The sequence below is a fragment of the Acidaminobacter hydrogenoformans DSM 2784 genome (assembly GCF_900103005.1).
GTDB classification, from domain to species: domain Bacteria; phylum Bacillota; class Clostridia; order Peptostreptococcales; family Acidaminobacteraceae; genus Acidaminobacter; species Acidaminobacter hydrogenoformans.
This window is the reverse complement of the sequence record NZ_FMWL01000008.1, coordinates 103,279-129,053: the sequence shown is the minus strand read 5'-3', so window position 1 is coordinate 129,053 and position 25,775 is coordinate 103,279. Positions and strand designations below refer to the sequence as shown.

Below are 25,775 nucleotides of genomic sequence, written 5' to 3'. Positions count from 1 at the left end.
TGACGGACTGCCTCATTTTTTTCGCATTTGCATGACTTTTGGGTATAATAAAGGGGACGGCTGCCGCGGTGAAGCGCGAAGGCCAACTAAGATCAATGACCTGGAGGGATCACCATGTTTGGCATCCTGCTGAAAAACCTCGCCGGCTATGACCTCATCATTTTGCTGCTGGCTGTGTTCAACGCCGCTGTGATCTATCCCAAGGTGAAGCTGGCGAGCCGCGCCTTGAAAAGCAAGCTGCAGCCTCAAATCTATGTGCCGGTGAGCCTTCTGATGGAGCGGATGAAGGAAAGAGGCGCAGAGCCGGACCGGGGTGCAGGCCAAGATAAGCTTGACCTGCACGCGCTGATTGCTATGCGGTCTGATGAAATTCAATACTACAGCATTTTTTCCGCCATCAACAGTGCTTTCCCGCTTTTAGGCATGCTGGGCACCATATTGTCGCTGCTGGGCATGGTCAATCTTAGCCAGCAGGACGTCACTTTAAGCTTTACCGTGGCGCTAACGTCTACCTTTTGGGGGCTGCTGTGCGCGCTGGGGTTCAAGGCCGTTGACGCGGTGCTGGCGCCTATGGTGGAGCAGAACCAGGAAAACCTCAAGATGCTGCTGGAGCGCCTTGACCACTTCGAGGAGTGGGGGATCAAGGATGAAGCGTAACCTGTGGATGGATCTGACTCCGCTCCTGGACATTTTTTTGATCCTGCTGTTCGCGGTGCTGATCAATCAAAATGTGGGGCAGCGGCAGCTTGAGGGCAGTTATGCGTCCGCAATTGACAGGCTGAGGGCGGAGAATACCCAGCGGACTTTGGAGCTGGAGGCGCTGAAGGCTGAGCTTGGGGCTGAGCCCCTCGGCGCTGCGGACGAGCGGGTTAAATACGATTTTTTGGTCGAAAAGGCGCTGGTCCTGGATGTTGAGCTAAGGGGCGGCCGCAACCAGATTTGGCTGAATGATGTGGCCACTTCAATTTATATTGTGGATTTTCCGGAGCGACGGGCGCTTCAAAAGGACGCGGTTCAGACCCTGCTTAACAGCGAGCTGCAGCGGCTGGCGGATGACGACCCGCTGCTCCTGGTGACACTGAAAGCGGACACAAGTGCCTATAGATATGCTTATCTGCTGGTCCTTGAGGCGCTCAGGGAATGGACCGGGGAGAATCCACTTCCAAAAAGTTATTTTGTGCCGCTCAATTGAAATAAGCTTTGAACAATGTCTAATCTATTGGAGGATCGCTATGAGTCCAAAAAAACCCAGAAAGAAACGAAGATTTTTAAGCTTGTTTTTAACGATCATTCTGCTTTTCCTGATCTTGCTTTTATTTGGTGACCGTCTTGGTCTTGGGACTGGGAACTACCTGTCGCTGATCAGCAGTGGGCCTGAGGCGCCGGCTGAACAGCCCGCGGAGCCTTCTGCGGAAACGGATGCGCCGGCGCCTGGGACTGAAACGCCTGGAACTGAAATTCAGGAAGTTGAAATCACGATTTCGGAGACGACGATTCAAATAGGCGCGGAGACTTATACGCTTGAAGACTTTGCAGGCTTTTTGGAGGAAACGGATTCAAAGACATTGTTTGTCCTCAGCGACCAGCAGGCAAACTATGCGCTGTTTAAAGAGGTGGAAGCGCTGCTGAAGGCGCAGAACAGGCCTTACGTGATTGAAGAGTAAGTTTAGTCTGGAGAGACAGCGTGTTGGATCCGCAGACGAGGAGGGACTTTATGAAAACGACTATGATGGCATCCGGCACCGCATTTCTAAAAGCCGTTGAAGCCCAGTACCCAGAGGAAGAACGTCTCTTTGATGACCCATTTTCCGAGCTGCTGCTGTCCGGCGCTTTCAAACTCATGATCAATTTTATGAAGCGAAGAAAAGGCTTGGATTACATGGTCAGAGTCCGGGAAAAGTCTACACCAGGTGTTCTGGGTGGGATCCTGTGCCGCAACCGCTATTTTGATGATGTTGTAGCGGCTGCGATTGAGGAAGGCTTCGACACTTTGGTGAACCTTGGCGCGGGATACGACACCAGGGCGCTTAGACTGCAGGATATTCAGAGTCTTAAGGTGTTTGAAATCGACCATCCGGATGTCATACAGGAAAAAAAGCGTCGAATGGATCAGGCAGGACTGAAGGTTCCAGCGAATTTAACCCTTGTATCTGTTGACTTTGACCGTCAGGATTTGAAGACGGAGCTGGAGAAAGCAGGCTACAGCCTTAAGGATCGAACACTTTTCATTATGGAAGGGGTCACGCAGTACATTGCCAGAGCTTCCTTTGAGGATACGCTGCGCTACGCGGCTTTGGCGGCTGCCGGCAGTCAGATTTCCTTTACCTATGTGATTCAGGATGTCTTTGACTATCCTGAGAAATACCCAGAGCACAAGCAGCTTTTGAAGCAGTTTAAAATGTTCAAGCTCACCAACTTGACCGGGTACAGCCAGGAAGAAATGCGCGGTTATTTGAAGGGCTTCGGGCTCGAGCTGCAGGAGGATGTGGGGGCGGACTATTTCAAGACAAATTATCTGAAACCAAAAAAACGTGAGCTCAGCCTGATGCGCATTGAGCGGGTGGTGCTGGCGGAAGTGCTGTAAAACGTCTTGTATTTTTGAAGAAAAGGGAGGATCTCATGCAAAAGATCGTGCCGCATTTATGGTTTGACAAGGAAGCCTCAGAAGCTGCTGAATTCTACATGTCTTTATTTGAAAACTCAAAGCTCGTCAGCAAAACCCTCCTCAAGGATACGCCTTCCGGTACAGCAGAGCTGTTGACGATTCAGCTGGCCGGGCAAGAGTTTATGCTGATTTCAGCCGGCCCGTACTTCAAGTTTACCCCGGCGGTGTCCTTTATGGTGGCCTGCAGCACAGCGGAAGAGGTGGATGCCCTTTGGAACAAGCTGATTGACGGCGGAACTGCCCTAATGCCTTTAGATACCTATGATTTCAGCGCGAGATTTGGCTGGCTGGAAGATCGTTTCGGGCTTTCGTGGCAAATCATGGTTGCCAGTGAGGGTGAAATAGCTCAAAAAATCAAGCCGTTTTTGATGTTTGTTGGGGATCAGTGCGGCAAGGCAGAGCACGCTGCTGAATTTTATGTCAGTCTATTTGAAAACTCGAAAATTGAGAGCATCATGAGGTATGAGGAGGGCTGGCCGCCGAACCAGCCAGGAACGGTGCAACAGATGGAATTTATGTTGGAAAATCAGTGCTTTGGAGCTATGGATAGCGCCTATGAACACAGCTTTGCCTTCAATGAGGCGGTTTCCCTTGTGGTTCACTGCGAGACACAGGAAGAGATTGACCGTTACTGGGCGGCGCTTAGCGCTGTTCCTGAGGCGGAACAGTGTGGATGGCTCAAGGACAAATATGGGTTGTCATGGCAGATTGTTCCCACCGTAATGAACGAGATGATGGCTGCTGAGGACACGGCTCAGCTGGAGCGTGTGACTCAAGCGTTTCTCAAGATGAAGAAATTTGATATTGAGGCTTTGAAGCAGGCAGCGAAGGGTTAGGCTGCAAAGCGTTGATGCTGTGGCGAAAGCGGGAATGCTTCAGCTGCAGTTATTTCAGCGGGAGAGAACTAACCTGGAAGCATGGTTGGAAAAAATTCAATGATTCAGGAGGCAACACAGAAATGGCTAAAATTATGTCCAAGAGCAAGCCCCCGTGGCTATCGAAAGATAACGGTGATACGAAATCGTCCCAAGGCGCAAAGTCATCCAAAGGCTTAAAGGGATCTGACAGTCCCAAGGCTTCCAAAGACACAAAATCATCCAGCCGTGTCAAGTCTGAAGGCGGTGTAAAACCTCAAGGAACAAAACCACATGGGTCTAAACCTCAAGGAGAGAGGAAGTTCTCAGATAGCCCTGATTTTAATAGTCCCGTCAAAAACATTACAGATCAGCAGATGCTTGAAATGTTTTTGGAGGACGTCTTTGAAGAACCTACAGATTATGGCGCTGAAAAAATACAGGCATTGAAAAAAGCTGGAATAGAAAGCGACCAACCAGGGGTCCTCATCACCATGGAGGATGGTACGGCCTATCAGATTCAGATTAAAAAGGTTAAAGTATAACAGGTAATTCAAGCTGTTGAAAAAAGCTGAGGTGAGCGGCCTTCAAAGTCGTTTGCGTCAGCTTTTTTTTGCCCTGCTAATGAGTGGAAAGTATAGGCAACGGCTAAGGAATTGGTAAATATTATCATCAATAGTGAGAAAAAGGAGTATTGTTTGTGGATTAACTACTAAAAGGCCTGATGAAATCCATCATTATTTTTGCGTTGTTTATATATAAATTTATTGAATATTCAGAATACTTGTGTTATAGTCTATTTAACAAATACATCAATTATTTTAGTCAAACAAATAATATCGAGAAAAAATTAACGAAAAATTAGGAGGGAATAAACATGAGCAAAAAAAATCTCATCCACGCCGAAGACAGGATCCCATTTGTCCTCAATGAAGACCTCGACTATGATTTTATGCGCGGCGGAGAAATGTTCCCTTCCAATTACAAGGAAGTTTCATCTGAAGCTTTTGGAAGCGCTTATGATCAGGCGATTACAAACCTCAGCAAAGCGATTGCAAAGCAAAGCGAAAAGCAATTGGAAAATGGCTTTGAAGTGGATCAGGTTAAGCTGAACCTCGAGTTTAAACTGGATGCTTCCAGTGGGCGAATCGGTCTTGATCGATCTGCGAAGATTGAAGTCGTGTTAAAGCCAGCATCAAACGTTCAGGTCCTGGAGTTTACAAAACCATTCAATCATGCCATATAACCTGCTTACCAGCTCGAAAAAAATTGGGAAGTCCGTTGAAAATGCGGACTTCCCTTTAATTTTGTTGTTTAGAGAAGCAGATTGGTTGGGGACTGTCCCCAACCAACTATTTCTTTTTTGTTGATCGTGTGGCTGCAGCTTCTGCCGCGGCAATGCGTTCGATAGCGGCGATGCGCTGGCTGATGGGCGGGTGGGTGTAGGTCAGTTTGACGGCAAGAGGGTGAGGGGTCAGGTTGGAAAAATTTTCGCGAGCGAGGACTTTTAAGGCGCGGATCATGGCTTGGGGGAGGAGGGTGGCGGCGTAACCATCGGCATGGTACTCGGCTTTTCGGGAAAGGGCAGTAAGGGGTAGGCTCAGGAGAAGGCCCAGGGGCTCAGTGAGGATGCCAAAGAGAAGCAGGGCAAAGCCAAGGTGGGGCTCAGTGAAGCCAAAGGCAGCGGCCCAGGGGCCGGAGGCAGTCAGGAAGTAGAGGAGGAGGGCCAGGGTGGCGCCAATCTGGAGGGTGGACTGAAGGAAGTTCCTGAGGACATCCTTGTGCTTTGCGTGGCCAATTTCGTGGGCGAGCACGGCGACGACCTCGTCTGTGGCGCACTTTTCAATGAGGTTGTCGTAGAGCACAATGTGCTTGAAGCGGCCAAAGCCGGAAAAAAAGGCGTTGAGCCGGGTGGAGCGCCTTGAGGCATTCATGACGCTGATGGCTTTGAGTGAATAGCCGGTCTTCTGGGCCAGATTCAGAATTTGGTCGTAGAGCGGTCCCTCTGTGAGGGGGGTCAGGGTGTTGAAGAGGCGGATGAAGACCTTTGTATAAAGCAGGTTCATAACGAGGATCACGGCTGTGATCATGAGCCAGGCGGTGAGCCAGGTGGGGATCCAGGCTGCGGGGCCGCTCGTCAAAGTGCCGCTTTCAAAATGATTGAGGTACAGCCACAGGAGGCTGTAGAGCAGTGCGCCGCTGAGGAGGAGGCCCAGCGTCAGTGACTTGAGCTGGTCCAGGACAAATATTTGGGGTGTCGTTTTGTTGAAGCCGTAACGGGCTTCGATCCCAAAGGTTCTGTAGAGCTTTAAGCCGAGGTTGAGGCTATACTTTAGACCGTAGAGGATTGCCAGAAAAGCGAGGATTCTCAGGATGGCATGGGTGGTCAGGCTGTCTGCCAGACGTGCTATGAAGGGGAAACCGCCGTAGATCAGCATCCCCAGTGTGGCCAGGCCGTTGACGCCTTTTGAGAGCATGCCCAGTCGGTGGGTTTCCATGGTATAGTCGAGCCAGCGCTGGTACTGTGTTTCGTCGTAGACATCCGCAACGTTGTCCGGGATGGGGTGGCTGCGGCGGCTGTAATTTAAAAGGGAGACCGTTAATTCGGCTGCCAGGGTGAAGAGGACTGCAAGGATGGTGATGGCGTACATATTTTTCAGACTCCTTTGGATGTTTTGGTGGGGGACAGGCACTCGCCATAGGTGCCTGTCCCCCACCGCAAGTGCCTGTCCCCAACCAGCAATATGACTTATTTGAGATTCCATTTTACCACAAAAACTTCCAAGGATTTTCGTCAGTTCTGCCTTTCTGCTGCGAAGCTTTGCCTATTTTGGGTAATAAGGCTTACAAGACCATTAGTTTGTATAAGGGGGAACGCTCATGCTAAATAAATTGAAGCTGATGATCCGCAAGCGGGTGTGGTTTTATCCGGCGCTGATTTCGAGCTTTTCGTTCATCCTCGCCTTCGCGGTGGGCTGGTTTGACCTCAGCAAGGTCATACAGCCTTCAGACGGGTTTCCAACGCTGTTTCTCACCAGCGTGGATTTAGCCAAGACCATTTTGAGCGTTATCGCGGGCTCGCTGATTACCATGACGACCTTTACCTTCTCAACAACCATGGTGGTGTTGACGACCTATGCCTCGCAGTTTTCACCTCGGACCGTGGAAAACTTCCTGTCGGATGATGACACCATGAAGGTGCTGGGCGTTTTCATGGGTGGTTTTGTCTATGCGATTATTACGTTGATGTTTATGAGAAATAGTCTGGGGGATCATTTGGTGGTGTCCGCGACTATTGGTATAGCCTATGCTTTGGTGTGTCTGGTGCAGTTTATGAGGTATATCCAGCATGTGGGATCGTATATACAAACGCAAAACCTGATTCAGAGGTTGTTTGATGAGGCAGATGAGAACATAGAAGCGTACATGAAACTGTTGGCAGGTGGGGAGCTGGCAAAAGCTTATGATCCAGGAGAACATGCTTTCGTTATGCGGCTTAAAAGCAAGCAGTACGGGTATATTCAGATCATGGAGCACGAGAAGCTGGCAGCCCATGCAAGGGATCTGGGTGCGAGGCTCGTGGTAGACAAGGTCAATGGTCAATTTGTCACGGACGAAACGCCTCTGATTTCTCTGTATTTCGACAAGGCGTTTGATGCTGAGGCGGGTGACATGGAGAAGCTGCTGGATTTTATACGCATAGGCAACGTCAAGCTGGAGTACCAGAATTTTAATTTTTCGATTCAGAAAATTGTTGAGATTGCGCTTCGGGCCATTTCGCCCGGGATCAACGACCCCAACACGGCGCGGCATTGCCTCAAGATGCTGGGGGTGCTGATGTCGAGGTTAGGGGCGCTGGAAGGCGGATACGTGGTTTTTAGAGCGCCGGAGAACGCTGAAGATGCTGACGGTGATCACGGTGCTGACGGTGCTGACGTGAGCGACAGCGGCTCAGGTAATGAAAATGAAGAGCCATGGAGCTCGGCGGCCTTTGAGACCATTGACTTTAAACAGGAGCTTTTCGACGGCTTTTATCAAATTGTTCACTACGGTAAGTCCGACGTCTCGGTGATGCTGGCGCTGCTTAAGGCACTGCGCTATATCATGGAAAAGGCGAGCCTTGAGAATCGTAGGGCTGTTCTTGAGTTCCTGGACGCGCTGTGGCTGAAGCTTGATCCAGCACTTCTGGAAGGCTATGACCGGACAATGCTGGAGCGGGAGCGGTCGGACATTCAGGTGCTCATCACGGCGTCGGTTTGAAGTGCGGGATGCTGTGATGCTAAAGCACTGACAGATTGAGAAATTTTGAGTCAAAAGAAAAAATCCGGTTTGCCGTAGAGTCGCCACGAAAAAGGCGACCCCGGCAATCCGGATTTTGTTATGTAAGGGTTTTAGAAAGCAGTGAAAATTTTCCAAGCTAAACCACGGGAAAAGTCGTGTGGTAAACCGTATCTTCGATCTCGTAGTGATCCTCAAGAAACAAGCTTTCGCATGCCGTCACAATGTCATTCCTGTAGCGAACGCCCCTGCCGCTGCTGATCTCCCCCAGAGCTGCCGCGAGTCCAAGCGCAGGACGGTAAGGCCGGTGGGACATCATGGCCTCGACGACATCTGCCACCATGAGAATGTGGGCTTCAGTGCTGATCTCTTCGTCTTTCAAGCCTCGCGGATAGCCGCTGCCGTCACATCGCTCGTGATGCTGGTAAATGGTTTCTCCAATGATTTTAGGCAGGTTCACCTCGTTGAGCATGTTGTAGCCCGTGGTGCAGTGATTTTTGATGAGCATGAACTCAACTTCGCTGAGCTTTCCGGGTTTTGAAAGGATCTCTGCCGGGACCTCAATTTTCCCAATGTCGTGGATGTAACCTATGATCCGAAGCATTTTGATGGTATCCTCTTTGAGCCCCATTTTCCTGGCCATGGCCGCGGACAGGTTTCCGACCCGCCGCTGGTGTCCCGCGGTATAGGGATCGCGCACCTCAACTACCGTTGACAGCAGGGAGATGATGCTTTCCATAGTGTTCTGCAGGTCCAGGGTCTTTTGTTCAATGATGCGCTCCAGGTTTTTCTGGTAAAGCTGATTCTCAAGCTCGAGGCGCTTTTTCTGATCAGACAACGCCTTGATTTCTGAGGCGTGACCGACGGCCTTCAGCAAATCCTCCTTGACAATGGGCTTGATCAGATAATCATTAGCGCCGTGGTGAAGGGCTTGGGAAGCGGTCTCCACGGAAGGGTCTCCCGTCATGATCAGGATCTGGACGCTGCGGCAGCGTTCTCTGATCGCTTTCAGAAGCTCAAGTCCGGACACTTTTGGCATGACAATGTCCGTCATGACCACGTCAAATTCCTGTTCGTCCAGTTTTTTCAGGGCGCTGGCCACATCCTCCGCCATCTCAGCTTCATAGCCGTTTTTTCGCAGCATTTCCCGGAGGGTCAGTCTTATGCTTTTTTCGTCGTCCACGATCAGTACTTTAGTCATGCGGATGCTCCTTCGTTTTGCGCCATGTCGTCAATGCGCCAGCCGTTGTCGACAGGCAGGTCCAGAACGAAGCGCGTCATTTTGCCAAGGTCTGTGTCGAAGGACAGGTCGCCGTGATGCTCCTTGACGATTCCGTAGCTGATAGACAGGCCCAGTCCCGTACCAATGTCCTTTGGCTTGGTCGAGAAGAAGGGCTCGAAAATTTTACTCTGTAGCTCGGGCGGGATGCCGCTTCCGTGGTCTTCGATGGTGATTTTTAACCATCGGCGGCCGTCATTTTCAAACTGCCGGCACGCCAGCGACATAACCTTGTCCTCGTGATAGCCGGGATACTTTTCATTCAGGGCGTCCCGGGCGTTGGTCAGCAGGTTCATGAGGACCTGCTGGATCTGCTGACTGCGGCATTTGATATCCGGCAGAGCTTCTTCCAGACGGATCTGGAACTTGATCTGGTCCTTGCGAATCACCGTCTTGATCAGCGATGTCGTGTGATTGATGATGTCGTAAACGCTGGCGAAGCTGTGGGACTGCTTTTCGTACCTGGAAAACTGCAGCAGGTTCCGGACGATCTCCGAAATGCGCTTTGACTCGTGAATGATCTCCTTCGCGTATTCCGAAGGCAGGGACAGCGTCTCGAGCTCCTCAGTCAGGAGCTGGGCGTAGTTGATGATCCCGTTGATAGGGTTGTTGATCTCGTGGGCGACGCCCCCGGCCAGCGTGCCTATGGCTTCAAGCTTTTGCTGCTGTCTGAGCTGGGACTCAATTTCCATTTGTTTTTGCTGATTGACTCTGCGCTCTGAAATATCCCTTGCAAAGACTATGGCGCCGATGGTCCCGTTATACTTCACCGGTACCGAAGCCACCTCCGTAAAGGCCGGCGAACCATCCAGCTTCAGCAGTACTTCCTCCCTCATTGGGACAGCTTTCTGATTGAAATTGAGTTCGTGGATCCGCTGCCGGACTGCCTCTTTATGGTCTTCATGTACCTGGTCCACAATCCGTTTGCCTATCAGGTCTTCCGGCGTCTTGGCACCGAACAGCTTCAGGGCAGCTTCGTTGACGTAGGTAAAACAGCCGTGGGTCTGGATGAAAATGGCGTCCGGGGAGCTCTCGACCAGAAGGCGAAAACGTTCCACGCTGTCGAGCAACTCCGCCTCAGCTTTCAGGCGGTCGCCTATGTCATGCACAATGGAATACAGCATTGTCCTGCCCTGGATTTGTATCGCGCCGCTGTAAATCTCCACATCTGCCAGCTCGCCGCTGGATTTTTTGTGCTTGAAGATAAAGCTGTTTTTCTTATTGAGCTTTGCCTTTTGCATCTGTATTTTAAGTTCTTCCACTGAAAGGGTATTAAGGTCCGTAACTTGCATAGTTTTGAGGATGTCTGAAGGATAGCCGTAAAATTCAGAGGCGGCTGGGTTGGAGTCGACAATTTTGCCGCTTTCAGGATCCACAATCAGCATGATGGTATGGTGGTTGTTGAAGAGGCTTTTATACTTTTCTTCTGCTTCTTTGATTAACTCGAGTGAAATTTTTTGCTGCTTTCGGTCGTGAATGAGCTTGCTGAGCAGAACTGTTGTAAAAGGATAGATCAAGAGGACCGGGAAAGTAATTTTTTTCAGGATTTCTGTGTCGATCTTTTGCGGCAGGCTCGTCATGGCTGCCAGCATGGCAATATGCAGGAGGATGCCAAAGCCATAAGCTTTTTTCCAGTTGAAGTCCGCACCCTTTGGTGTAAAGTATTTTTTTGAAAGGATCCCTATGGCAGCGGAGATGCCTATGACCAGTACGCCTGTGAATGCTGCGCTGCCTCCCAGAAAGATCCGGTAGCCAGCCATAATTGCGGCTGCGGTTATGGTTGTAAGTGGGCTGAAATATAGCCCTGTCAAGCCAATGAGAATGGAACGGGTGTCAAGGATGAAGCCCTCCCGGACGACATAGGGAATGGACATGATGATCATTCCAATGAAGCCAACAATGAGGCCTGAGATCAATTTTTGAAACTTTGCCTTGCTGGTGAAGGAGGAAGACATTTCGTAGATCAAGCTGATGCTGAGAAGCACAGCGGAATTGTAGACAGTCTGAAGAAAGAGTTCCAGGTTCAAGTGGGGCCTCCTTTTGGTGGGAGAATTATGTTGCAGTCCAATCCGATTGGGAACGAAAACATTAATAAATAGGTTTTAAAGGATAGGGTAAATTTTGGGCATAAATTAAGTAAGACACATTACATAATAACTGAAATGAAGTGGAAAAGGAATGTCAAAAACAAACAAAAGAGCGGATAAATTTTCTTTTTTCGACATCAAGTGACAACAATAGACGAAAAACGACATTCTTGAGTTGTTTTCGAAAGGGCGGGTCAGGGGATCTTTGTTCAATATTCTGAGTAAAACCTATACTTTTGGGCATAATAAAAGCATGACATTTGACAATGAGGAGGCGGGCTCGATGAGCGATTCAGAAAAGAAGATGGCAACTGAGATGATTCCTTTTGTTTTCAGCGAGGATCAGGATTACGATTTTATGGGCAGTGAAGGCATGTACACGCCAAATTATCTTGAGGTGAGTACGGACACCTTCGAGCAGGCTTATGACAACGTCATGAATAATCTCAGCAAGATTATTTCTGCGCAAAGTGAGAAACAAAAGGAGGCTGGCTTTAAGCTGGATCAGGTTAAGCTGAATCTCGAATTTGGTGTTGACGTCGCTTCCGGAAAAATTGGTATTGCAGATAGCGCTAAGATTGAGGTTGTGTTGAAGCCAATTAACGATTAAGACAAGGTAGAAATCCCCGCGTCCGCTTCACGGATGCGGGGATTTCTTTGTTTGAAAGAGGTTGGCCGCCCAACAAAGTTTAGCGGGGGACAGGGACGCGTGGCGGGGGACTGGGCCGCACCGCGCGTCCCTGTCCCTCGCCAGCCGTCCCTGTCCCCAACCAAATGCCAACCTCATCTCCCTTTTCGCCTCGTTTTTTTGTATAATGGTGCTTAAGCAAACAAAAGGGCGTGACCGAATGCAATTCAGGAGCATCAAATTCAGAATTCCTTTTATAATAATTGTTTTTTCAACGATCACGGTTGTGGTGACAGGTTTATTGCTGCAATACATAGCGCTTAAGGACCTGGAGTCAGGCGCCGCTGAAAAGAATCAAATTATCGCTGGGATGGTGGGAAATCACATAGATCAATATGTTGAGGATGCCAGCAGCATAGTCAAGACGGCAGGAAGCTTTTCATCCATGAGCTATGGCGACCTTAGCAAGGTAGAGTCCGAGATTTTCAGGATCTACGACAATTTTGACCACTTCGACCTGATCTTTTACATGAATGCTGACGCGAGAATGATCTTTTCAAAACCAACGAATGAAAATGTCAAAGACCGGGTTTATACGGACCGGAACTACTATTGGGAGATCATAAAGGAAAAGCGTGAAGTTTCAATCAGTCCGCTGCTGATCAGCAGTGTGCTTGAAATGCCCCACTTTATAATTGCCGCCCCGGTCTATGACCTGGGAGATGAACCCGTGGGGCTGATAGGCGCCGGTATTCCGCTTTCGAATATTCAGCAGGTCATCCATAAGACACAACAGGATTTTCCGGGCCATATCTGGCTGCTGGATGAGCGTGGCACAATCGCAGTGGGGCCAAACGAGGGAGCACTCAAAAGTCTTGAACCCATTGAAAACTATGAAGTCAATGCCGGCGGTCAACAGCTTGATCTAAAGACACTGATCAGCCGGGGAGAGACGTCCAGCTACAGTTTTACGAGGGCGGGCACTCAATATTATGGCTCTGTCGCCTTTGTGGCTTCAACGGGGTGGACGGTCATTGTAGAACAGGATGAAGCTGCATTCTTCAAAGACCTGAAGGATTTCAACTACAAATTGACGGTCGTAGTCGCCATGGTTGTCATGATCTCGCTTATAATTGGATGGCTGATGGCGAACAGGATTACGGCGCCGGTCTACGGGTTGGTCGCTCAGGTCAGAAGAATGACCCGGGGTGCAGATGGTGCGCTGAATCCGACAGAGCCAACAGAGCCAACTGAGCCACCAGAGCCGGCGAATCTACGCTCATACCCTCAGGCCTTCGACGAAATTGGGGAGCTCAGCGCCGCTTTTACCGAGATGCGCACTCAGCTCAGATATCACATTGAACAGCTGGAAAGCGCTTATCAAAAGGAAAACCGGCTCCAGGAGTATTTGAACAATATTCTTTACAGCGTTAATAACGGGATCCTTGTTGTGGGACAAAACCGTGAGATTACCCTCTTTAACAGGGCGGCGGAGGAAATGACGGGATTTTCCGCTGAAGATCGCATTGGAACGTCCATTGACGTGTTTTTGGAAGACTTGGGACTGGACCTGAAGGCACAGATGGACCAGGCTTTGGATTTTGGCAGGACTTATAAGGAAATTGGGGCATCCATGCAAGTTGAACAGGGAGATCGCCGCTATCTGAGGATGGGGGTGTCGCCGGTGGTGGATGGAGCAGGTGAGACCATCGGCGCAGTATTTTTGTTTAGGGACGTGACCCGGCAAGTACTCATGGAGGACGAGCTGAGGCGAGAGGATCGAATCAGGGCTTTTGGGGAGCTTTCTGCGTCGATCATCCACGACATAGGCAACCCGCTGGCTGGGATCGCGAACCTGATTGAACTGGTGCGGTCCGAAAACTGTCCGGAGCCGCTGAAGGACGAGGTCCTTAATTTGCTCGAAAGCGAGGTTTCCGGGCTGAACAGCATGGTCATCAATTTCCTGGAATTCACGAGAAGCTCAGGGAAGACGCGGACCAAGGAAAAGCTCGCCACCATGCTGGAGAACACGCTGCGACTGATGCAGTCGGAGATTTCGGAAAAGCAGGTGGATATAAAACTGTCGCCTATGGAGGATCTGCCTGAAATTTTTGTGGACAAGCGCGCCATCAAGCAGGTGCTTTTCAATCTGATCCGCAACGCGGTACAGGCGGTGGCGCCAGCGGCGGGCGGGCAAATTGACATTGATGCGGTCGTCGATCTCAAAACCGTGCGGATCAGTATCAAGGACAACGGCGCTGGAATGGATGAAAATCAGCTCGAGAAATTGTTCCAGCCGTTTAACACGACGCGGGAGGAAGGCACGGGACTCGGGCTGTTCATTGCTTACAATATCATCCGGGAACATGGCGGAAGGATACACGCAAACAGTGAGCCAGGACGGGGCACGGAATTCGTGGTCGTCCTGCCGCTGGAAGAAGGGGCTGACGTATGAAGATCTTGATTTTGGATGATGAAAAAGGCATCAGGATGTCTCTGAAAATAAGTTTGTCCGCCATGGGCTACACCGTGTTTGAAGCGGAAGACGGCGAGGCTGCCCTTGAGCTGATTTCCAAAGAGGCACTTGAAATTGCTATCCTGGATATCAATCTTCCGGGCATCAGCGGCCTGGAGGTCCTGAAGCACTTGAGGCGCGTTCAGCCGGAGTGCCGCGTGATTATGATGACCTATCTTAGCGAGGTGAAGCTGGCCGTTCAGGCTATGAAGCTGGGGGCGTTTGATTATTTCACAAAACCGTTTGCCCTGAAGGAGATGAATGCTCTGGTCCAAAGCATGGCGCAGTATGTGGTTTCGGAAAGCGCCAATTTCAAGGACAAGTCTATAGCCGATGGTCACGAAAGCCAACTCATCGGCAACTCCGAGGCCATACGCAAAATCAGAGAAATCATAGCCAAAATCAGAACCCTCCAGCATCACACATGCATTCTAATTTCCGGCGAAAGCGGCACCGGCAAAGAAATCGTCGCCAGGGCAATCCAGGGTGGCGGCAGCGACAAACCTTTTATTGCCATCAACTGTTCAGCCATCCCTTCAACCCTTCAGGAAAGCGAGTTCTTTGGCTACGAAAAGGGCGCGTTTTCAGAGGCAAAAGCCCAAAAGAAGGGCTTAATTGAATACGCAGATGGCGGGGTCTTATTCCTGGACGAGATTGGCGACATGGATCCTGGCCTGCAGGCTAAGCTGTTAAGAGTCCTTCAGGAGAAGAAGTTCAGGCGCCTGGGCGGTGTGACAGAACTTTCCTTTGACGCCACCGTGGTCGCCGCGACGAACCGAAATCTTATGGATGACATCGAAGCAGGCAGGTTCCGGAAGGACTTGTTTTACAGGCTTAACGTCGTTCCAATCGAGCTGCCGCCGCTGCGGGAACGGCAAGGGGACATCCCCCTTCTGGTCATGCACTTTGTGGGGCAGTTCAATCAGCGCCTGGGCATGAAAGTCACTGGCGTAAGTGCCGTCGCCATGTCGGGCCTTATGGCCTATGACTGGCCGGGCAATGTCAGGGAGCTCAAAAATATGATTGAGCGGATTATGATCTTCATGGATTCGGGCGAAATCGAGCTGGCGGATTTGCCCTCTGAAATTTTGGAGACCTCAGACGTTAAAGAGGATGAGGATGGTTTGATTGACGCCGCCAGCCGTTCTGTCATCATGAAAACCCTGTCGAATACAAACTGGAATATTTCTCAAGCCGCTAAGGCCCTGGGGATTTCCAGGCTGACCCTCAGGCGGCGCATAGAGCGGTATGGCTTAATTAATCCGAATAAAAGTGGTAAAGATTGAATCCGGGTGGTTCAAACTTTACCACTTTTTTTAATGACGTTTGGTGGTTGGGGACAGGGACATATGGTTGGGGACAGGGACATATGGTGGGGGACTGGGCCGCACCAAAATTCCTGTTCTTGCCCCATAGATGCCACTGGTTCCCCGCGATTCAATTTCAAACTGCCCAAAGCCTTCAAAAAGCTGCCCAAAAGCAAGTACTCTGCCGATGGTTGCCCTCAGGAACAAAAAATCAACGCCCGCACACGCGACCTATCCTGCGATGTGTTAAATGTTTGGCACAAGAATTGCTTTATTTCTTGAACAAGTGAGCTGTCTGAAGCGAGGTGAGGTTCAAGCAGACCACGCAGAAGGCGGCAGCGTCAGAAATTTTGAGACAGGGGGAAGTTTTCATGAATCAAGCACTTGAAGGCATAAAAGTTTTGGATTTGACGAGGGTATTGGCTGGACCGTACTGCACCATGGTACTGGCGGATATGGGCGCAGAAGTCATTAAGGTCGAGGAGCCGGGCAAAGGCGATGACTCAAGACACTTTGGACCTTATGTGAACGGCGAGAGCGCTTACTTTATGAGTATCAACAGAAACAAGCACAGCGTGACCATGAACTTAAAGCACGAGCTTGCCAAGAAGGAATTTCTGAAGCTCGTCGCACAGGTCGATGTTGTGACAGAAAATTTCAAGCCAGGGACTATGGAGAAGCTGGGCCTTGGCTACGAAGAGCTTAAAAAGGTCAATCCACGACTTATTTATGCTGCCACCTCCGGTTTTGGGCACTCAGGCCCTTACAGCAAACGTCCTGCCTATGACGGCGTCGTTCAGGCTATGGGCGGGATCATGAGCATCACAGGGCAAAAGGGCGGGAAGCCTACCCGCGTTGGTCCTTCCGTGGGAGATATCATGGCGGGTCTGTTTACGGCGATTGGAATTTTAGGCGCGATTCGGTACAGAGACCAACACGGCGTCGGTCAAAAGGTGGATGTCGCCATGCTGGACTGTCAGGTGGCGGTGCTTGAAAACGCGATATCACGTTATTTCGTCAATGGGGTGTCTCCGAAGCCGGAGGGCAATCGACATGCATCGATTGTACCTTTTGAGCCATTTGACACCCATGATGGTGAGATCATGATCGCCGTAGGCAATGATAACATCTGGAAAAGCTTCTGCGCTCAAATAGGCCGTCCTGAGCTGGTTGATCATGAGCTCTTTTCTACCAATCCTCTGAGATCCAAGAACTATGATGCTCTCAGGCCTGTGATCGCAGAGGCGGTCGCACAAAAGTCCACTGCGCAGTGGCAGGAAATCTTTGACGCAAACGGCGTTCCAAACGGCCCTATCAATACCATAGAAATGGTCGTCGCGGATCCGCAGGTCAACCACCGGGAAATGATTGTCGAAGTGTCGCATCCTGTGGCAGAGAAGGTTAAAATTCCAGGGGTGCCTATTAAGATGAGCGAGACTCAGGGCACTGTGCGGAGGGCAGCGCCAGTCCTTGGGGCGGATACGGCAGAAATCCTAAAGAGAATGAATGGCCTCACAGATCAGGAAATTGAAATGCTTTTCAGTGAAGGCGCTGTATAAAACGTCAGGTAAAAACGTCAAAAGAAAGGGGTAAATTATGGAGATATTTGGTCTTGGTATTGTCGCTTTTTGCATGTTCGTGGGCTCGTTTATTGGCAGGTTCCTGGGAGACGTCCTTGGCGTCAAGGGGGATGTGGGCGGCGTAGGCTTCGCGATGCTGCTGCTGGTCGTGGTCAGCAATTATTTGGAGTCGAAAAACAAAGGTTTTTCAAAGAAAACAGAAAATGGAATCCTGCTTTTAGCGGCGCTCTATATCCCGATTGTCATAGCAATGGCAGCCATACAGGATGTGGTGTCGGCCTTTGCCGGAGGTTTTGTTGCGTTTGCGGCGGGCGGACTCGCGACTATCGGCGCAATGTTTTTGGTGCCTTTGATTTCAAAGCTGGACAAAGAAAATGGAAAAGCTGGTGCTAATGCTAAAAACGAACGCGTCGAGCCGCAATTCGACAGCGGGAACTAACAGGAGGTCAACATGGAAATTATAACGAAACTCTTTACGTCTTATGGACTCGTGGCGGCGTTTGGATCCGTCGCGCTGATTATGCTGGTTTCTTACAAATTCGCTGATTTGATTGGGCAAAAGCGCATGGGGTCTGCAATTGCGATTGTCGTCGCGCTGACCTTCGCTTATTTCTCCGGACGCTTCACAGGTGGATCCAAGGGGGTTTCTGATGTGGGGCTGTTTGCGGGCTTTGGGCTTCTCGGCGGCGGGATGCTGAGGGACTATGCCATTATTTCGACGGCCTATGGCGTCAAGCTTGAGAATCTCAAGAAAGCGGGTCTGTCGGGCGGCATTGCGCTCCTGATTGGCGTGGCGTTTTCGTTCATGGTCGGGGCGCTGGTGGCAGTGGCCTTTGGATTCAGGGATCCGGTGGACATCACGACTATTGGTGGTGGCGCCGTGACCTTTATCGTTGGTCCGGTGACGGGCACTGCCCTTGGCGCGAGCACGGGCGCGGTGGCGCTCTCTATTGCCGCTGGCGTCGTGAAGTCAGTCATTGCAATGATTTTAACCCCAATTATTGCGCCTATGATCGGTTTAAATTCTCCCACAGCAGCCATGGTCTACGGGGGCTTAATTGGCACGACAAGTGGTGTCGCCGGCGGTCTCGCGGCAACGGACGAAAGGCTCGTGCCTTATGGCGCCATGACGGCAACGTTTTACACCGGTCTCGGAAGCTTGCTGGTACCCTCTGTTGGATTCATGATTGTACGTGCATTAATGGCTTGATAAAATAAGTGAGTCTAACGACTGAAAAGGTAGAAATCCCCGCGTCCGCTTCACGGATGCGGGGATTTCTTTGCTATAAAGAGGTCGGCCACCCAGCATAGTTTGGTAGGGGACAGGGACGCGTGGCGGGGGACAGGGCCGGACCACGCGGCCCAGTCCCACGCCATGTGTCCCAGTCCCACACCACGTGTCCCTGTCCCTCACCAAAAACCCCCGCGAAATACTTTACATCTTTTTGGCGGCGTGTTACCGTCAGTATAAGGAAACAAACACTATGAGCAAACAAAAAGTCCCAAGCCTGAAACGGAGGGATTAAAATGCCGGACTATTCATCCATTGAGGCGGCGCGCTTATCAGCGGAAATCATGAAGCTGACCCGGGATTCCCTCATGGTTTCGCTTAGATTTATGGATATGGCGTTGTGTCAGTTGGTACCTATGCCCTTTGAGATGGAAGGGATCGCCTCAGACGGCGCGCATTTCTATTACAACACAGGTTATGTGCTGAATACCTATATGAAGGATCAGGAAACCCTGTCCAGAGACTACCTCCACAGTGTGCTCCACTGGGTATTCAACCACCCCTTTGTTGGCAGCGGCATTGAGCGGGAACGGTGGAACCTCGCCTGTGACATCACCGTTGAGAACCTGATGCTGGAGCTCGGTGTACATAAGAAACCGGATCCCAATGAAGCGGACAAGCTAAGGCACCTTGATGCTCTGAAAAAAGAGCTTAAGACCATGACCGCAGAGGTCATTTACAGGCATTTATCAGATCAGGCGCTTGAACGCGACGAACTGGCTGTATTAAGGCGCCTGTTTCACAGAGACCAGCACCAGACCTGGTATTTGGAGAGTCCCAAGGATCAGGACAGTCAGGACCATTCAGAGGACGACCTGGATGAAAACCGCCACCGTGAGCGGCATAAAGACCAAGCTCCAGGCGAGAACGATACCAGACCTGAACCTGCCCAAAATGACGACAGACAATCCTCTGAACTTGAACAACCAAAAAAGATGCCTATGCCAAGAACCTCAGAGTCAGACCATCAGGAAGCCTATGACAACTGGAAAAAAATCAGCGACAGGATTAAAATGGACATAGAGAGCTTTTCGAAGGCCTGGGGCGACCAGCCGAGCAGCCTGACCCACAATCTGAACGCGCTGCATAGGGAAACCTATGACTACAACGCCTTTCTGAGGCGCTTCGCGGTGCTGGGAGAGGAAATGCAGGTCAATGAGGATGAATATGATTACATCTATTATACTTATGGCCTCAAGCTCTACGAGAAAGTACCGCTGATTGAGCCGCTGGAATATAAAGAGACCCGCAGAGTCAGGGAATTTGTGATCGCCATCGACACCTCGGGCTCCTGCTCGGGCTCCGTGGTGCAGGCTTTCCTGAATAAGACCTATAATCTTCTCAAGCAGAGTGAAAGCTTTTTTTCAAAGATCAACCTCCACATAATACAATGCGACGACCGGCTTCAGAAGGATTCCAAGATCACCTCCCAGGTGGAGTTTGACCAGTTTCTCAAGGACCTTGAGCTTCTGGGTGAGGGGGGCACGGACTTCCGTCCGGTATTCAGATATGTGGATGAGCTTATAGAAGCTGGTGAGTTTGAGAACCTGAAGGGCCTGATTTACTTTACGGATGGCTTTGGCACTTATCCCAAGCGGCGTCCTGTTTATGATACCGCCTTCGTCTTTTTGGGGGATGAAATTACCAGTCAAGTCGACGTCCCACCTTGGGCCATCAAGCTGGTGCTGCCGCCGGAGTCCTTCGCGACATAAGCGAAAAAAAGGGGGCGTCTCCCAAAAGCGGGGCCCAAGGTTATGCGTCGGACAGCTGACCATAGCCCAGACAATCGGACTAAGGACTACCTCGGCGCCATGCCCTTCCACCAATTCGAGCAATTTTTTGGTTTGTCCCTGTCCCCCACCACGCGTCCCTGTCCCGCACCACGCGTCCCTGTCCCGCACCAGAAGTCCCTGTCCCCCACCAGAAGTCCCTGTCCCCCACCAACAACGCATCTCCAGTACAAGGAGTGACCCCCATGAACATAAAAGACGCCAAGACCCAGGTCAAAAATGCGGTCTTCGCCTATCTTTCCAAAGATGAGTTCGATGACTACAAAATTCCCATTGAAAAGCAGCGCCCCATTTTTCTCTATGGCGTTCCAGGAATAGGCAAGACCGCCATCATGGAGCAGGTCGCCCAGGAGCTGAACCTTGGCCTCGTGTCCTATTCCATGACCCACCACACCCGCCAGAGCGCCCTGGGGCTGCCCTTCATTTCCCGCAAGACCTACGGCGGTGTGGAGGTTGACGTCTCCGAGTACACCATGAGTGAGATCATAGCCAGCATTTACGACACCATGGAGGCCTCTGGCGTTCGCGAGGGGATCCTCTTTCTGGATGAGCTCAACTGCGTCTCTGAGACATTGGCCCCGGCTATGCTTCAATTTCTTCAGTTCAAGATCTTTGGAAGACATAAGGTGCCCGATGGCTGGATCATCGTCACCGCCGGAAATCCCCCGGAATACAACAAATCCGTCCGGGAATTCGACATTGTCACCATGGACCGGATCAAAAAAATTGACGTCGAGCCCAACCTTAAAGTCTGGAAGGAATACGCCTACCAGCAACAGGTTCACGGCGCCATCCTCTCCTACCTGGAGCTGAAAAATCACAACTTTTACTCCGTCGAAACGACGATAGACGGCAAAGCCTTCGTCACCGCCAGGGGCTGGGAGGATCTCTCCAAGATGATCCAGCTCTATGAGGGCGCAGGCATCCCTGTAGACGAAAACCTGATCATCCAGTACCTCCAAAACGACAAGATTGCCAAGGACTTCGCCGTCTACTACGACCTTTACAACAAATACAAATCTGACTATCAAATCCGCGAAATCCTTGAGGGCACCGCTTCTGAAACCCTTCTGGAACGGGCGGCCGCCGCGCGGTTTGACGAGCGCCTGTCACTGCTTGGACTCCTCATAGACGCCGTGACGGTGGAGATGCGGGATGCGGTGCAGGCAGAAATGGTGGTATCGGAGTTGGTCAAGCTTCTGAAAGACATAAAGCACCAGCTTCTTGGAACCCTCGGCACCACTGCTTCAGCGGTTACCCGGGCTCAGGGAAAAGCGGCCAAACTGGTGGAAGCCGTCATACAGAGCCAACATCAGGCCATCTATAAAGAAAAGATGACAGGCGCTGTCTCCCAGGAGCGCAAAGCGATCCACCTCAAAATCATCCAGGCCCTTGAGAGCTACAAAGCAAGAGTCGCGCTTGAGGGGGCCCGCAGTCCAGAGGATGAATTTGCAGCCATCAAAGCCGGTTTCGATCAGGATGTGTCTGGACTCAAAGCCAGGGTCACCGAGGTCCAGAGCAATCTCGACCACATGTTCGCATTTGTGGACGAAGCCTACGGCGCCGGAAACGAGATTTTGATCCTCGTCACGGAACTCACCGCCAATTGCCACAGCGCCAGATTCATAGGCCAATTTGGCTGCGACGCTTATTTTAAACACAACAAGGCGCTCCTGTTCTACGAACGTCAGCAGGACATTGTGCAGCGCATCGAAGCCCTTGACGCGGACATCGGGAGGTGAACCCATGGAAAACGCCGGCTTTCACGTGGATCTGGCCCAGGGCCTTTTAATCCGCTACAAGGGCCACGAGCCCCACGTCGTGGTCCCGGAGGGCATTCGCATCATAGATGAGTACGCCTTTGCCAATCATAAAGACCTGCTCAGCGTCGAGCTGCCCTCTACGGTGACGGAAATTCGCAGCTGGTCCTTCGATCGCTGTGAGCGCCTTGGAAGTATTAAGCTCCCTGAGGGTCTGGAGCGCATAGGCAACAACGCCTTTTACGCCTGCTACAACCTCTCCGCCATGGCCTTGCCCGCCACCCTCAAGTACCTTGGCGAAAGCGCGTTCTGGGGCTGCATCAATTTGCACAGCGTCTCGCTGCCGGCGGGCCTCCAGGAGATCAGCCACTGCACCTTCAAAATGTGCCTGAAGCTAAAGGAAGTCGAAATTCCAGAAAGCGTCAAAAGCATTGGCCGATGGTCATTTTCCGACTGCGAAGCCCTTCAAACCCTCACACTGCCCCAAAGTCTCGAGGGCATCTCGGACCACATGCTGAGCGGCTGCAAGTCCCTTTCCCATCTTGACCTGCCAGAAGGCATCACAAAAATTGGCGAATGGGCTTTTTCCGGTTGCAGCGCACTCGAGGGACTGACCCTGCCAGAGCGTCTCGAGGACATTGGCGAATGGGCCTTTAAGGGATGTGAGGGTCTCGAGACCATACGCATTCCTGCCAAGGTTCAACGCATTGGGTCAAATGCCTTTCATAGGTGCAGTGCACTCAAACGCATTGAGGTTTCTGAAGCCAACTTAGTCTACGAATCAAAAAAAGGCGTTTTGATGGACCGTGCCCAAAGCAAACTCATTCGGTTCCCTATGGCCTCAGGGGTTTCTGAGTATGAAATCCCTTATGGGGTGACGCACATTCATGACCGGGCTTTCAGTGACTGTGCCCACTTGGAAAAAGTCGTCATACCGGAAACCGTCCAGTCACTTGGCGACTTTGCCTTTGAGAATTGCAGCCGGCTAAAAGGCGTCTATTTTAGAGACGTTCTGCCTCGGGTTAGGGAAGATACTTTCAAGAAGTGCCCTGAGCTAAAACTGCATCTTGGTCTGAAGGTTTTTAACGGATCAAATCTCCATGAGGTTGTACGCTGTCACATAGAGGATCCCGAACGTGTTCTTTTTCCCTTTGTCTCAGTATGGGCCAAGGTTCCAGCGTCACGGAGACTGGAGCTTGAGGCTTGTATTGAATCGGATGAAACTGAGATTCGGCTTGATTATGCCGCTTATGTCAGATTGTTTAACGTCGTCGACATTATGGATGAAAAGTACGATCTCGCGCTCAAGCGCATGGTATATTCTATTGCGCTCAGTCCTGATAACTATGAAATTTACCATCTCTACCTCCGAAATAATCTTAAAAAAAGTGTCTGGCACTTTATAAAGCGTCATGACACGCAGGCACTCCTTCAGTTAATTGAGCATGGGGTGATCCATTCGGATAATATCGATCAAATGATTGAGCTGGCGAATACGGGGAAACATGCGGAGTTAATGGCACTGCTGCTGCAATATAAATTTGAGCACTCAAGCTTCGAGGAAGACAAGTATGCGTTATAGACTGATTTTGAGGAGTGAGCAGGATGAAAGTTGACATTGAGGCGCTCGCCAGCGAGCTGGAAATGAGTTTTGACGAATTGGACAGGTACCTGGATATGGAAACTGGTGAAGTCATTATGGTCAGCGATGTGGAAAAGCGCCTCGCGGATCAGATCGTTAAAGCGAAGGAGGGGCCTTCGAATACCTCGGAGAAGGTCAAAGATCTGTCTTCTTTTTCTGAGTATGAACGTGAGGCAATCCAATTTGCCATAAATATTGTTGGCAATCCTGTGCGATATAAGCTTCTCCCCAAAATGACCTCAACTGAGAAATATGACATGATGGAAACGTTCTGCCATCAAGTCAAATCAGGTCAGGCCAGGGAAGCGCTCCTTAGCGCCATCCAAGGCAAAGGGGCCTTCGGACGTTTCAGGGAAACACTGCTCAGGCTTGAGATTGAGCAGGAATGGTTTGCTTATCAAAGTGCCGAGACTGTGAAATTTGCGGTCCAGTGGTGTGAGAAGAATAAGGTGCCGTATGAATAGTCGGGTCCGGTGAGGGACAGGTAAAGTGAATTGACAAAAAATCAGGAAAGTCGGCGGTTTGTGGTGGTTGAATCACAATCGGCCGACTTGTTTTTATGCAAAAAAATCTATTCAACTTGCATTTTGTCCTTGAAAACTTTCAGAAAATAGTGTAATATTATACATAATTAATGATTAAATAACTATTCTCAGAAAAATCTGTCAGGGAGGTGCCTTATGGCTAAGAAGCCTGTTATGGTGAGACCAGCAACTAAAGAAGACGTGCCAGCGATCCGTCAAATCATGCAGGAGGCTTTTTCCTTCTATGCCATGAAGGTGGGGATCTCGTCGCCGGGGTCTGTTCAGGCACTTGAGGAGACCTGTGCGGATATTGAAAAGCAGCTGGAAGAAAAGATCATCCTCGTCGCTGAAGTGGAGGGTGTTGTGGCAGGCAGCGTCAGGCTTGAGGTCATGGCGGATGGCAGCGTCTATTTCAGCCGTTTTGGAGTGCTTAATGTCTTTAAGGGCAAAAAGATTGGGGACAGGCTGATGGCAGCTGTAGACGATTACATGGAGGATAATGGCTTTGACCGTTTGATCCTGCACACTGCTGCGTGTCTGCTTTCGCTGATTCGCTTTTACTATAGCAAAGGTTTTGTGATCGTCTCTTCGGATGCGCCGAGAGGCTACACTCGAGCGCTCCTTTGTAAGCATTACGAGAACACACAGTCGCAATATGCTGTCGGTGGCAGCTGGTGAAGTTTTCTCAATAAAAATAATCAAGGAAGTCGATGCCAATAGGGTTTGTAAACCAAATTGGTGTCGACTTCCTTTTGCTTATCTGGCTTCCGCCACAATTTGTGCTTTAAGCTGGTGATCCGCTTCCCATTTTCGCTCAGCAGCAGCGTATACTGTTTCAAGCTGCTCTGCGGGAATAACGACGACGCCGTTTTCGTCGCCGGCAATGTAGTCGCCAGGACGGATGTTGAGACCGCCGCATTCCACAGGAACCTGGATCTCTCCAAGCTCACTGTCGTGATAGGAGGCGGGGGAGATATATCTGTAAAAAACGGGGAGCCCCATTTCGGTGATGCGGTTGACGTCCCGGATGGGTCCGTCTACAACGACACCACTGACGCCCTGCCTCAGGGCCATGGTGGTGCGGACATCGCCCCAGACGGCCCGGTGCTTGGTGTGACTTGTAGATATGACTATCACACTGCCCTGCGGCGCTTCAAGCACAGCATCCATAGTCTTTTTGCCGTTTTCAAAGGGCAAGTGGATGGTGAACGCGGGACCGGCCATTTTCATGTTGAAGTGGATGGGTCGGATTTCGACATCCATGACATTTTCGCCGCGCATGGCATCCGCCAACTCGGCTGTGGAGAATTTACCCAGCATTTCCTTTGTTGTCATTGTTTATAACCTCATATCTCTCAGTTAGTGGATTTCGAAGATATTATAAAATATACTGGTTTTTTGTTGGGGTGTCAACCCAAGCGCTGGAAAGAAGAGGCTGCGGAAGTCAATTATGAGTTAATGAGGACTGTGGCAACCCGGTTTTACCGCACAATTTAAACAGAGGGTAAATAAAAAGGGAAAAGGAGCCAATAGCCTCTCCTTTTCCCTTTTTATTAATATAAGGTTATTCTCTTT

General features: G+C 50.6%; 23 protein-coding genes. 19 read left to right on the top strand and 4 right to left on the bottom strand.

Translation table 11 applies throughout. The features are described from left to right. Positions 1 to 114: 114 nt before the first annotated feature. The 7 genes from BLP63_RS09480 (at position 115) to BLP63_RS09450 (ending at position 4,765) form a co-directional block, all read left to right on the top strand. On the top strand, positions 115 to 657 hold the full coding sequence (locus BLP63_RS09480; protein ID WP_092590886.1) for a MotA/TolQ/ExbB proton channel family protein: 543 nt from the start codon (positions 115 to 117) through the stop codon (positions 655 to 657). Continuing rightward, entirely contained in the window at positions 647 to 1,192 is a 546-nt protein-coding gene (locus BLP63_RS09475; RefSeq protein WP_092590884.1) for a hypothetical protein, read from the top strand. Before BLP63_RS09480 ends, BLP63_RS09475 begins: the two co-directional genes overlap by 11 nt. 40 nt (positions 1,193 to 1,232) lie before the next feature. Next, positions 1,233 to 1,664 carry a hypothetical protein gene (locus BLP63_RS09470; RefSeq protein WP_092590882.1) on the top strand — a complete coding sequence of 144 codons (432 nt, stop codon included), beginning with the start codon at positions 1,233 to 1,235 and terminating at the stop codon, positions 1,662 to 1,664. A gap of 50 nt (positions 1,665 to 1,714) precedes the next feature. Beyond that, positions 1,715 to 2,584: a class I SAM-dependent methyltransferase gene (locus BLP63_RS09465; protein ID WP_092590880.1), complete on the top strand. Its 870-nt coding sequence runs from the start codon at positions 1,715 to 1,717 to the stop codon at positions 2,582 to 2,584. 35 nt (positions 2,585 to 2,619) lie between these two features. Next, entirely contained in the window at positions 2,620 to 3,501 is an 882-nt protein-coding gene (locus BLP63_RS09460; RefSeq protein ID WP_092590878.1) for a VOC family protein, read from the top strand. A gap of 122 nt (positions 3,502 to 3,623) precedes the next feature. After that, on the top strand, positions 3,624 to 4,064 hold the full coding sequence (locus BLP63_RS09455; RefSeq protein ID WP_092590876.1) for a hypothetical protein: 441 nt from the start codon (positions 3,624 to 3,626) through the stop codon (positions 4,062 to 4,064). A 332-nt stretch (positions 4,065 to 4,396) separates the two neighbouring features. After that, positions 4,397 to 4,765: a hypothetical protein gene (locus tag BLP63_RS09450; protein WP_092590874.1), complete on the top strand. Its 369-nt coding sequence runs from the start codon at positions 4,397 to 4,399 to the stop codon at positions 4,763 to 4,765. 106 nt (positions 4,766 to 4,871) lie between these two features. Here the strand turns inward: BLP63_RS09450 and BLP63_RS09445 are convergent, their stop codons facing one another. Beyond that, the gene (locus BLP63_RS09445) at positions 4,872 to 6,170 is read right to left on the bottom strand and encodes a M48 family metallopeptidase (protein ID WP_170829385.1); all 1,299 of its coding nucleotides are present in this window, start codon (positions 6,168 to 6,170) and stop codon (positions 4,872 to 4,874) included. Between the two features lie 229 nt (positions 6,171 to 6,399). Between BLP63_RS09445 and BLP63_RS09440 the strand changes: the two genes are divergently transcribed. Beyond that, a complete protein-coding gene (locus BLP63_RS09440) occupies positions 6,400 to 7,779 on the top strand; it encodes a DUF2254 domain-containing protein (protein ID WP_092590870.1) in 1,380 nt (459 codons plus the stop codon). A 157-nt stretch (positions 7,780 to 7,936) separates the two neighbouring features. On the opposite strand, the gene BLP63_RS09435 is transcribed toward BLP63_RS09440, so the two are convergent. Beyond that, positions 7,937 to 8,998: an HD-GYP domain-containing protein gene (locus tag BLP63_RS09435; RefSeq protein WP_092590868.1), complete on the bottom strand. Its 1,062-nt coding sequence runs from the start codon at positions 8,996 to 8,998 to the stop codon at positions 7,937 to 7,939. After that, on the bottom strand, positions 8,995 to 11,103 hold the full coding sequence (locus BLP63_RS09430; RefSeq protein WP_092590866.1) for a PAS domain S-box protein: 2,109 nt from the start codon (positions 11,101 to 11,103) through the stop codon (positions 8,995 to 8,997). The genes BLP63_RS09435 and BLP63_RS09430 overlap by 4 nt, the downstream gene beginning before the upstream one ends. Before the next feature lie 343 nt (positions 11,104 to 11,446). Between BLP63_RS09430 and BLP63_RS09425 the strand changes: the two genes are divergently transcribed. The 11 genes from BLP63_RS09425 (at position 11,447) to BLP63_RS09375 (ending at position 24,878) form a co-directional block, all read left to right on the top strand. Continuing rightward, on the top strand, positions 11,447 to 11,773 hold the full coding sequence (locus tag BLP63_RS09425) for a hypothetical protein (RefSeq protein ID WP_092590864.1): 327 nt from the start codon (positions 11,447 to 11,449) through the stop codon (positions 11,771 to 11,773). Between the two features lie 238 nt (positions 11,774 to 12,011). Further along, complete coding sequence (locus tag BLP63_RS09420; RefSeq protein ID WP_170829384.1) at positions 12,012 to 14,246, top strand: PAS domain-containing sensor histidine kinase; 2,235 nt, start codon at positions 12,012 to 12,014, stop codon at positions 14,244 to 14,246. Beyond that, entirely contained in the window at positions 14,243 to 15,592 is a 1,350-nt protein-coding gene (locus BLP63_RS09415; protein WP_092590860.1) for a sigma-54-dependent transcriptional regulator, read from the top strand. Before BLP63_RS09420 ends, BLP63_RS09415 begins: the two co-directional genes overlap by 4 nt. Before the next feature lie 392 nt (positions 15,593 to 15,984). Further along, positions 15,985 to 17,172, top strand: coding sequence for a CaiB/BaiF CoA transferase family protein (locus tag BLP63_RS09410; protein ID WP_092590858.1), 1,188 nt, complete (start codon positions 15,985 to 15,987; stop codon positions 17,170 to 17,172). A 37-nt stretch (positions 17,173 to 17,209) separates the two neighbouring features. Further along, the gene (madL, locus tag BLP63_RS09405; RefSeq protein WP_092590856.1) at positions 17,210 to 17,632 is read left to right on the top strand and encodes a malonate transporter subunit MadL; all 423 of its coding nucleotides are present in this window, start codon (positions 17,210 to 17,212) and stop codon (positions 17,630 to 17,632) included. 12 nt (positions 17,633 to 17,644) lie between these two features. Then, complete coding sequence (gene madM, locus BLP63_RS09400) at positions 17,645 to 18,403, top strand: malonate transporter subunit MadM (protein WP_092590854.1); 759 nt, start codon at positions 17,645 to 17,647, stop codon at positions 18,401 to 18,403. Positions 18,404 to 18,720: 317 nt separating this feature from the next. Continuing rightward, the gene (locus BLP63_RS09395; protein ID WP_242870863.1) at positions 18,721 to 20,196 is read left to right on the top strand and encodes a vWA domain-containing protein; all 1,476 of its coding nucleotides are present in this window, start codon (positions 18,721 to 18,723) and stop codon (positions 20,194 to 20,196) included. Positions 20,197 to 20,459: 263 nt separating this feature from the next. After that, complete coding sequence (locus tag BLP63_RS09390; RefSeq protein ID WP_092590852.1) at positions 20,460 to 22,016, top strand: ATP-binding protein; 1,557 nt, start codon at positions 20,460 to 20,462, stop codon at positions 22,014 to 22,016. A gap of 4 nt (positions 22,017 to 22,020) precedes the next feature. Next, complete coding sequence (locus BLP63_RS09385) at positions 22,021 to 23,616, top strand: leucine-rich repeat domain-containing protein (RefSeq protein WP_092590850.1); 1,596 nt, start codon at positions 22,021 to 22,023, stop codon at positions 23,614 to 23,616. A 23-nt stretch (positions 23,617 to 23,639) separates the two neighbouring features. Beyond that, positions 23,640 to 24,140 carry a UPF0158 family protein gene (locus BLP63_RS09380; protein ID WP_092590848.1) on the top strand — a complete coding sequence of 167 codons (501 nt, stop codon included), beginning with the start codon at positions 23,640 to 23,642 and terminating at the stop codon, positions 24,138 to 24,140. A 216-nt stretch (positions 24,141 to 24,356) separates the two neighbouring features. Then, positions 24,357 to 24,878 carry a GNAT family N-acetyltransferase gene (locus BLP63_RS09375; RefSeq protein ID WP_092590846.1) on the top strand — a complete coding sequence of 174 codons (522 nt, stop codon included), beginning with the start codon at positions 24,357 to 24,359 and terminating at the stop codon, positions 24,876 to 24,878. Between the two features lie 78 nt (positions 24,879 to 24,956). On the opposite strand, the gene BLP63_RS09370 is transcribed toward BLP63_RS09375, so the two are convergent. Then, complete coding sequence (locus BLP63_RS09370) at positions 24,957 to 25,535, bottom strand: RraA family protein (RefSeq protein WP_092590844.1); 579 nt, start codon at positions 25,533 to 25,535, stop codon at positions 24,957 to 24,959. Between the last annotated feature and the right edge of the window lie 240 nt (positions 25,536 to 25,775).

Coding starts and splice junctions, on each gene's coding strand:
- BLP63_RS09480 (WP_092590886.1), top strand. CDS start 115: ATGTTTGGCATCCTGCTGAAAAACCTCGCCGGCTATGACCTCATCATT.
- BLP63_RS09475 (WP_092590884.1), top strand. CDS start 647: ATGAAGCGTAACCTGTGGATGGATCTGACTCCGCTCCTGGACATTTTT.
- BLP63_RS09470 (WP_092590882.1), top strand. CDS start 1,233: ATGAGTCCAAAAAAACCCAGAAAGAAACGAAGATTTTTAAGCTTGTTT.
- BLP63_RS09465 (WP_092590880.1), top strand. CDS start 1,715: ATGAAAACGACTATGATGGCATCCGGCACCGCATTTCTAAAAGCCGTT.
- BLP63_RS09460 (WP_092590878.1), top strand. CDS start 2,620: ATGCAAAAGATCGTGCCGCATTTATGGTTTGACAAGGAAGCCTCAGAA.
- BLP63_RS09455 (WP_092590876.1), top strand. CDS start 3,624: ATGGCTAAAATTATGTCCAAGAGCAAGCCCCCGTGGCTATCGAAAGAT.
- BLP63_RS09450 (WP_092590874.1), top strand. CDS start 4,397: ATGAGCAAAAAAAATCTCATCCACGCCGAAGACAGGATCCCATTTGTC.
- BLP63_RS09445 (WP_170829385.1), bottom strand. CDS start 6,170: ATGTACGCCATCACCATCCTTGCAGTCCTCTTCACCCTGGCAGCCGAA.
- BLP63_RS09440 (WP_092590870.1), top strand. CDS start 6,400: ATGCTAAATAAATTGAAGCTGATGATCCGCAAGCGGGTGTGGTTTTAT.
- BLP63_RS09435 (WP_092590868.1), bottom strand. CDS start 8,998: ATGACTAAAGTACTGATCGTGGACGACGAAAAAAGCATAAGACTGACC.
- BLP63_RS09425 (WP_092590864.1), top strand. CDS start 11,447: ATGAGCGATTCAGAAAAGAAGATGGCAACTGAGATGATTCCTTTTGTT.
- BLP63_RS09420 (WP_170829384.1), top strand. CDS start 12,012: ATGCAATTCAGGAGCATCAAATTCAGAATTCCTTTTATAATAATTGTT.
- BLP63_RS09415 (WP_092590860.1), top strand. CDS start 14,243: ATGAAGATCTTGATTTTGGATGATGAAAAAGGCATCAGGATGTCTCTG.
- BLP63_RS09410 (WP_092590858.1), top strand. CDS start 15,985: ATGAATCAAGCACTTGAAGGCATAAAAGTTTTGGATTTGACGAGGGTA.
- madL (WP_092590856.1), top strand. CDS start 17,210: ATGGAGATATTTGGTCTTGGTATTGTCGCTTTTTGCATGTTCGTGGGC.
- madM (WP_092590854.1), top strand. CDS start 17,645: ATGGAAATTATAACGAAACTCTTTACGTCTTATGGACTCGTGGCGGCG.
- BLP63_RS09395 (WP_242870863.1), top strand. CDS start 18,721: ATGCCGGACTATTCATCCATTGAGGCGGCGCGCTTATCAGCGGAAATC.
- BLP63_RS09390 (WP_092590852.1), top strand. CDS start 20,460: ATGAACATAAAAGACGCCAAGACCCAGGTCAAAAATGCGGTCTTCGCC.
- BLP63_RS09385 (WP_092590850.1), top strand. CDS start 22,021: ATGGAAAACGCCGGCTTTCACGTGGATCTGGCCCAGGGCCTTTTAATC.
- BLP63_RS09380 (WP_092590848.1), top strand. CDS start 23,640: ATGAAAGTTGACATTGAGGCGCTCGCCAGCGAGCTGGAAATGAGTTTT.
- BLP63_RS09375 (WP_092590846.1), top strand. CDS start 24,357: ATGGCTAAGAAGCCTGTTATGGTGAGACCAGCAACTAAAGAAGACGTG.
- BLP63_RS09370 (WP_092590844.1), bottom strand. CDS start 25,535: ATGACAACAAAGGAAATGCTGGGTAAATTCTCCACAGCCGAGTTGGCG.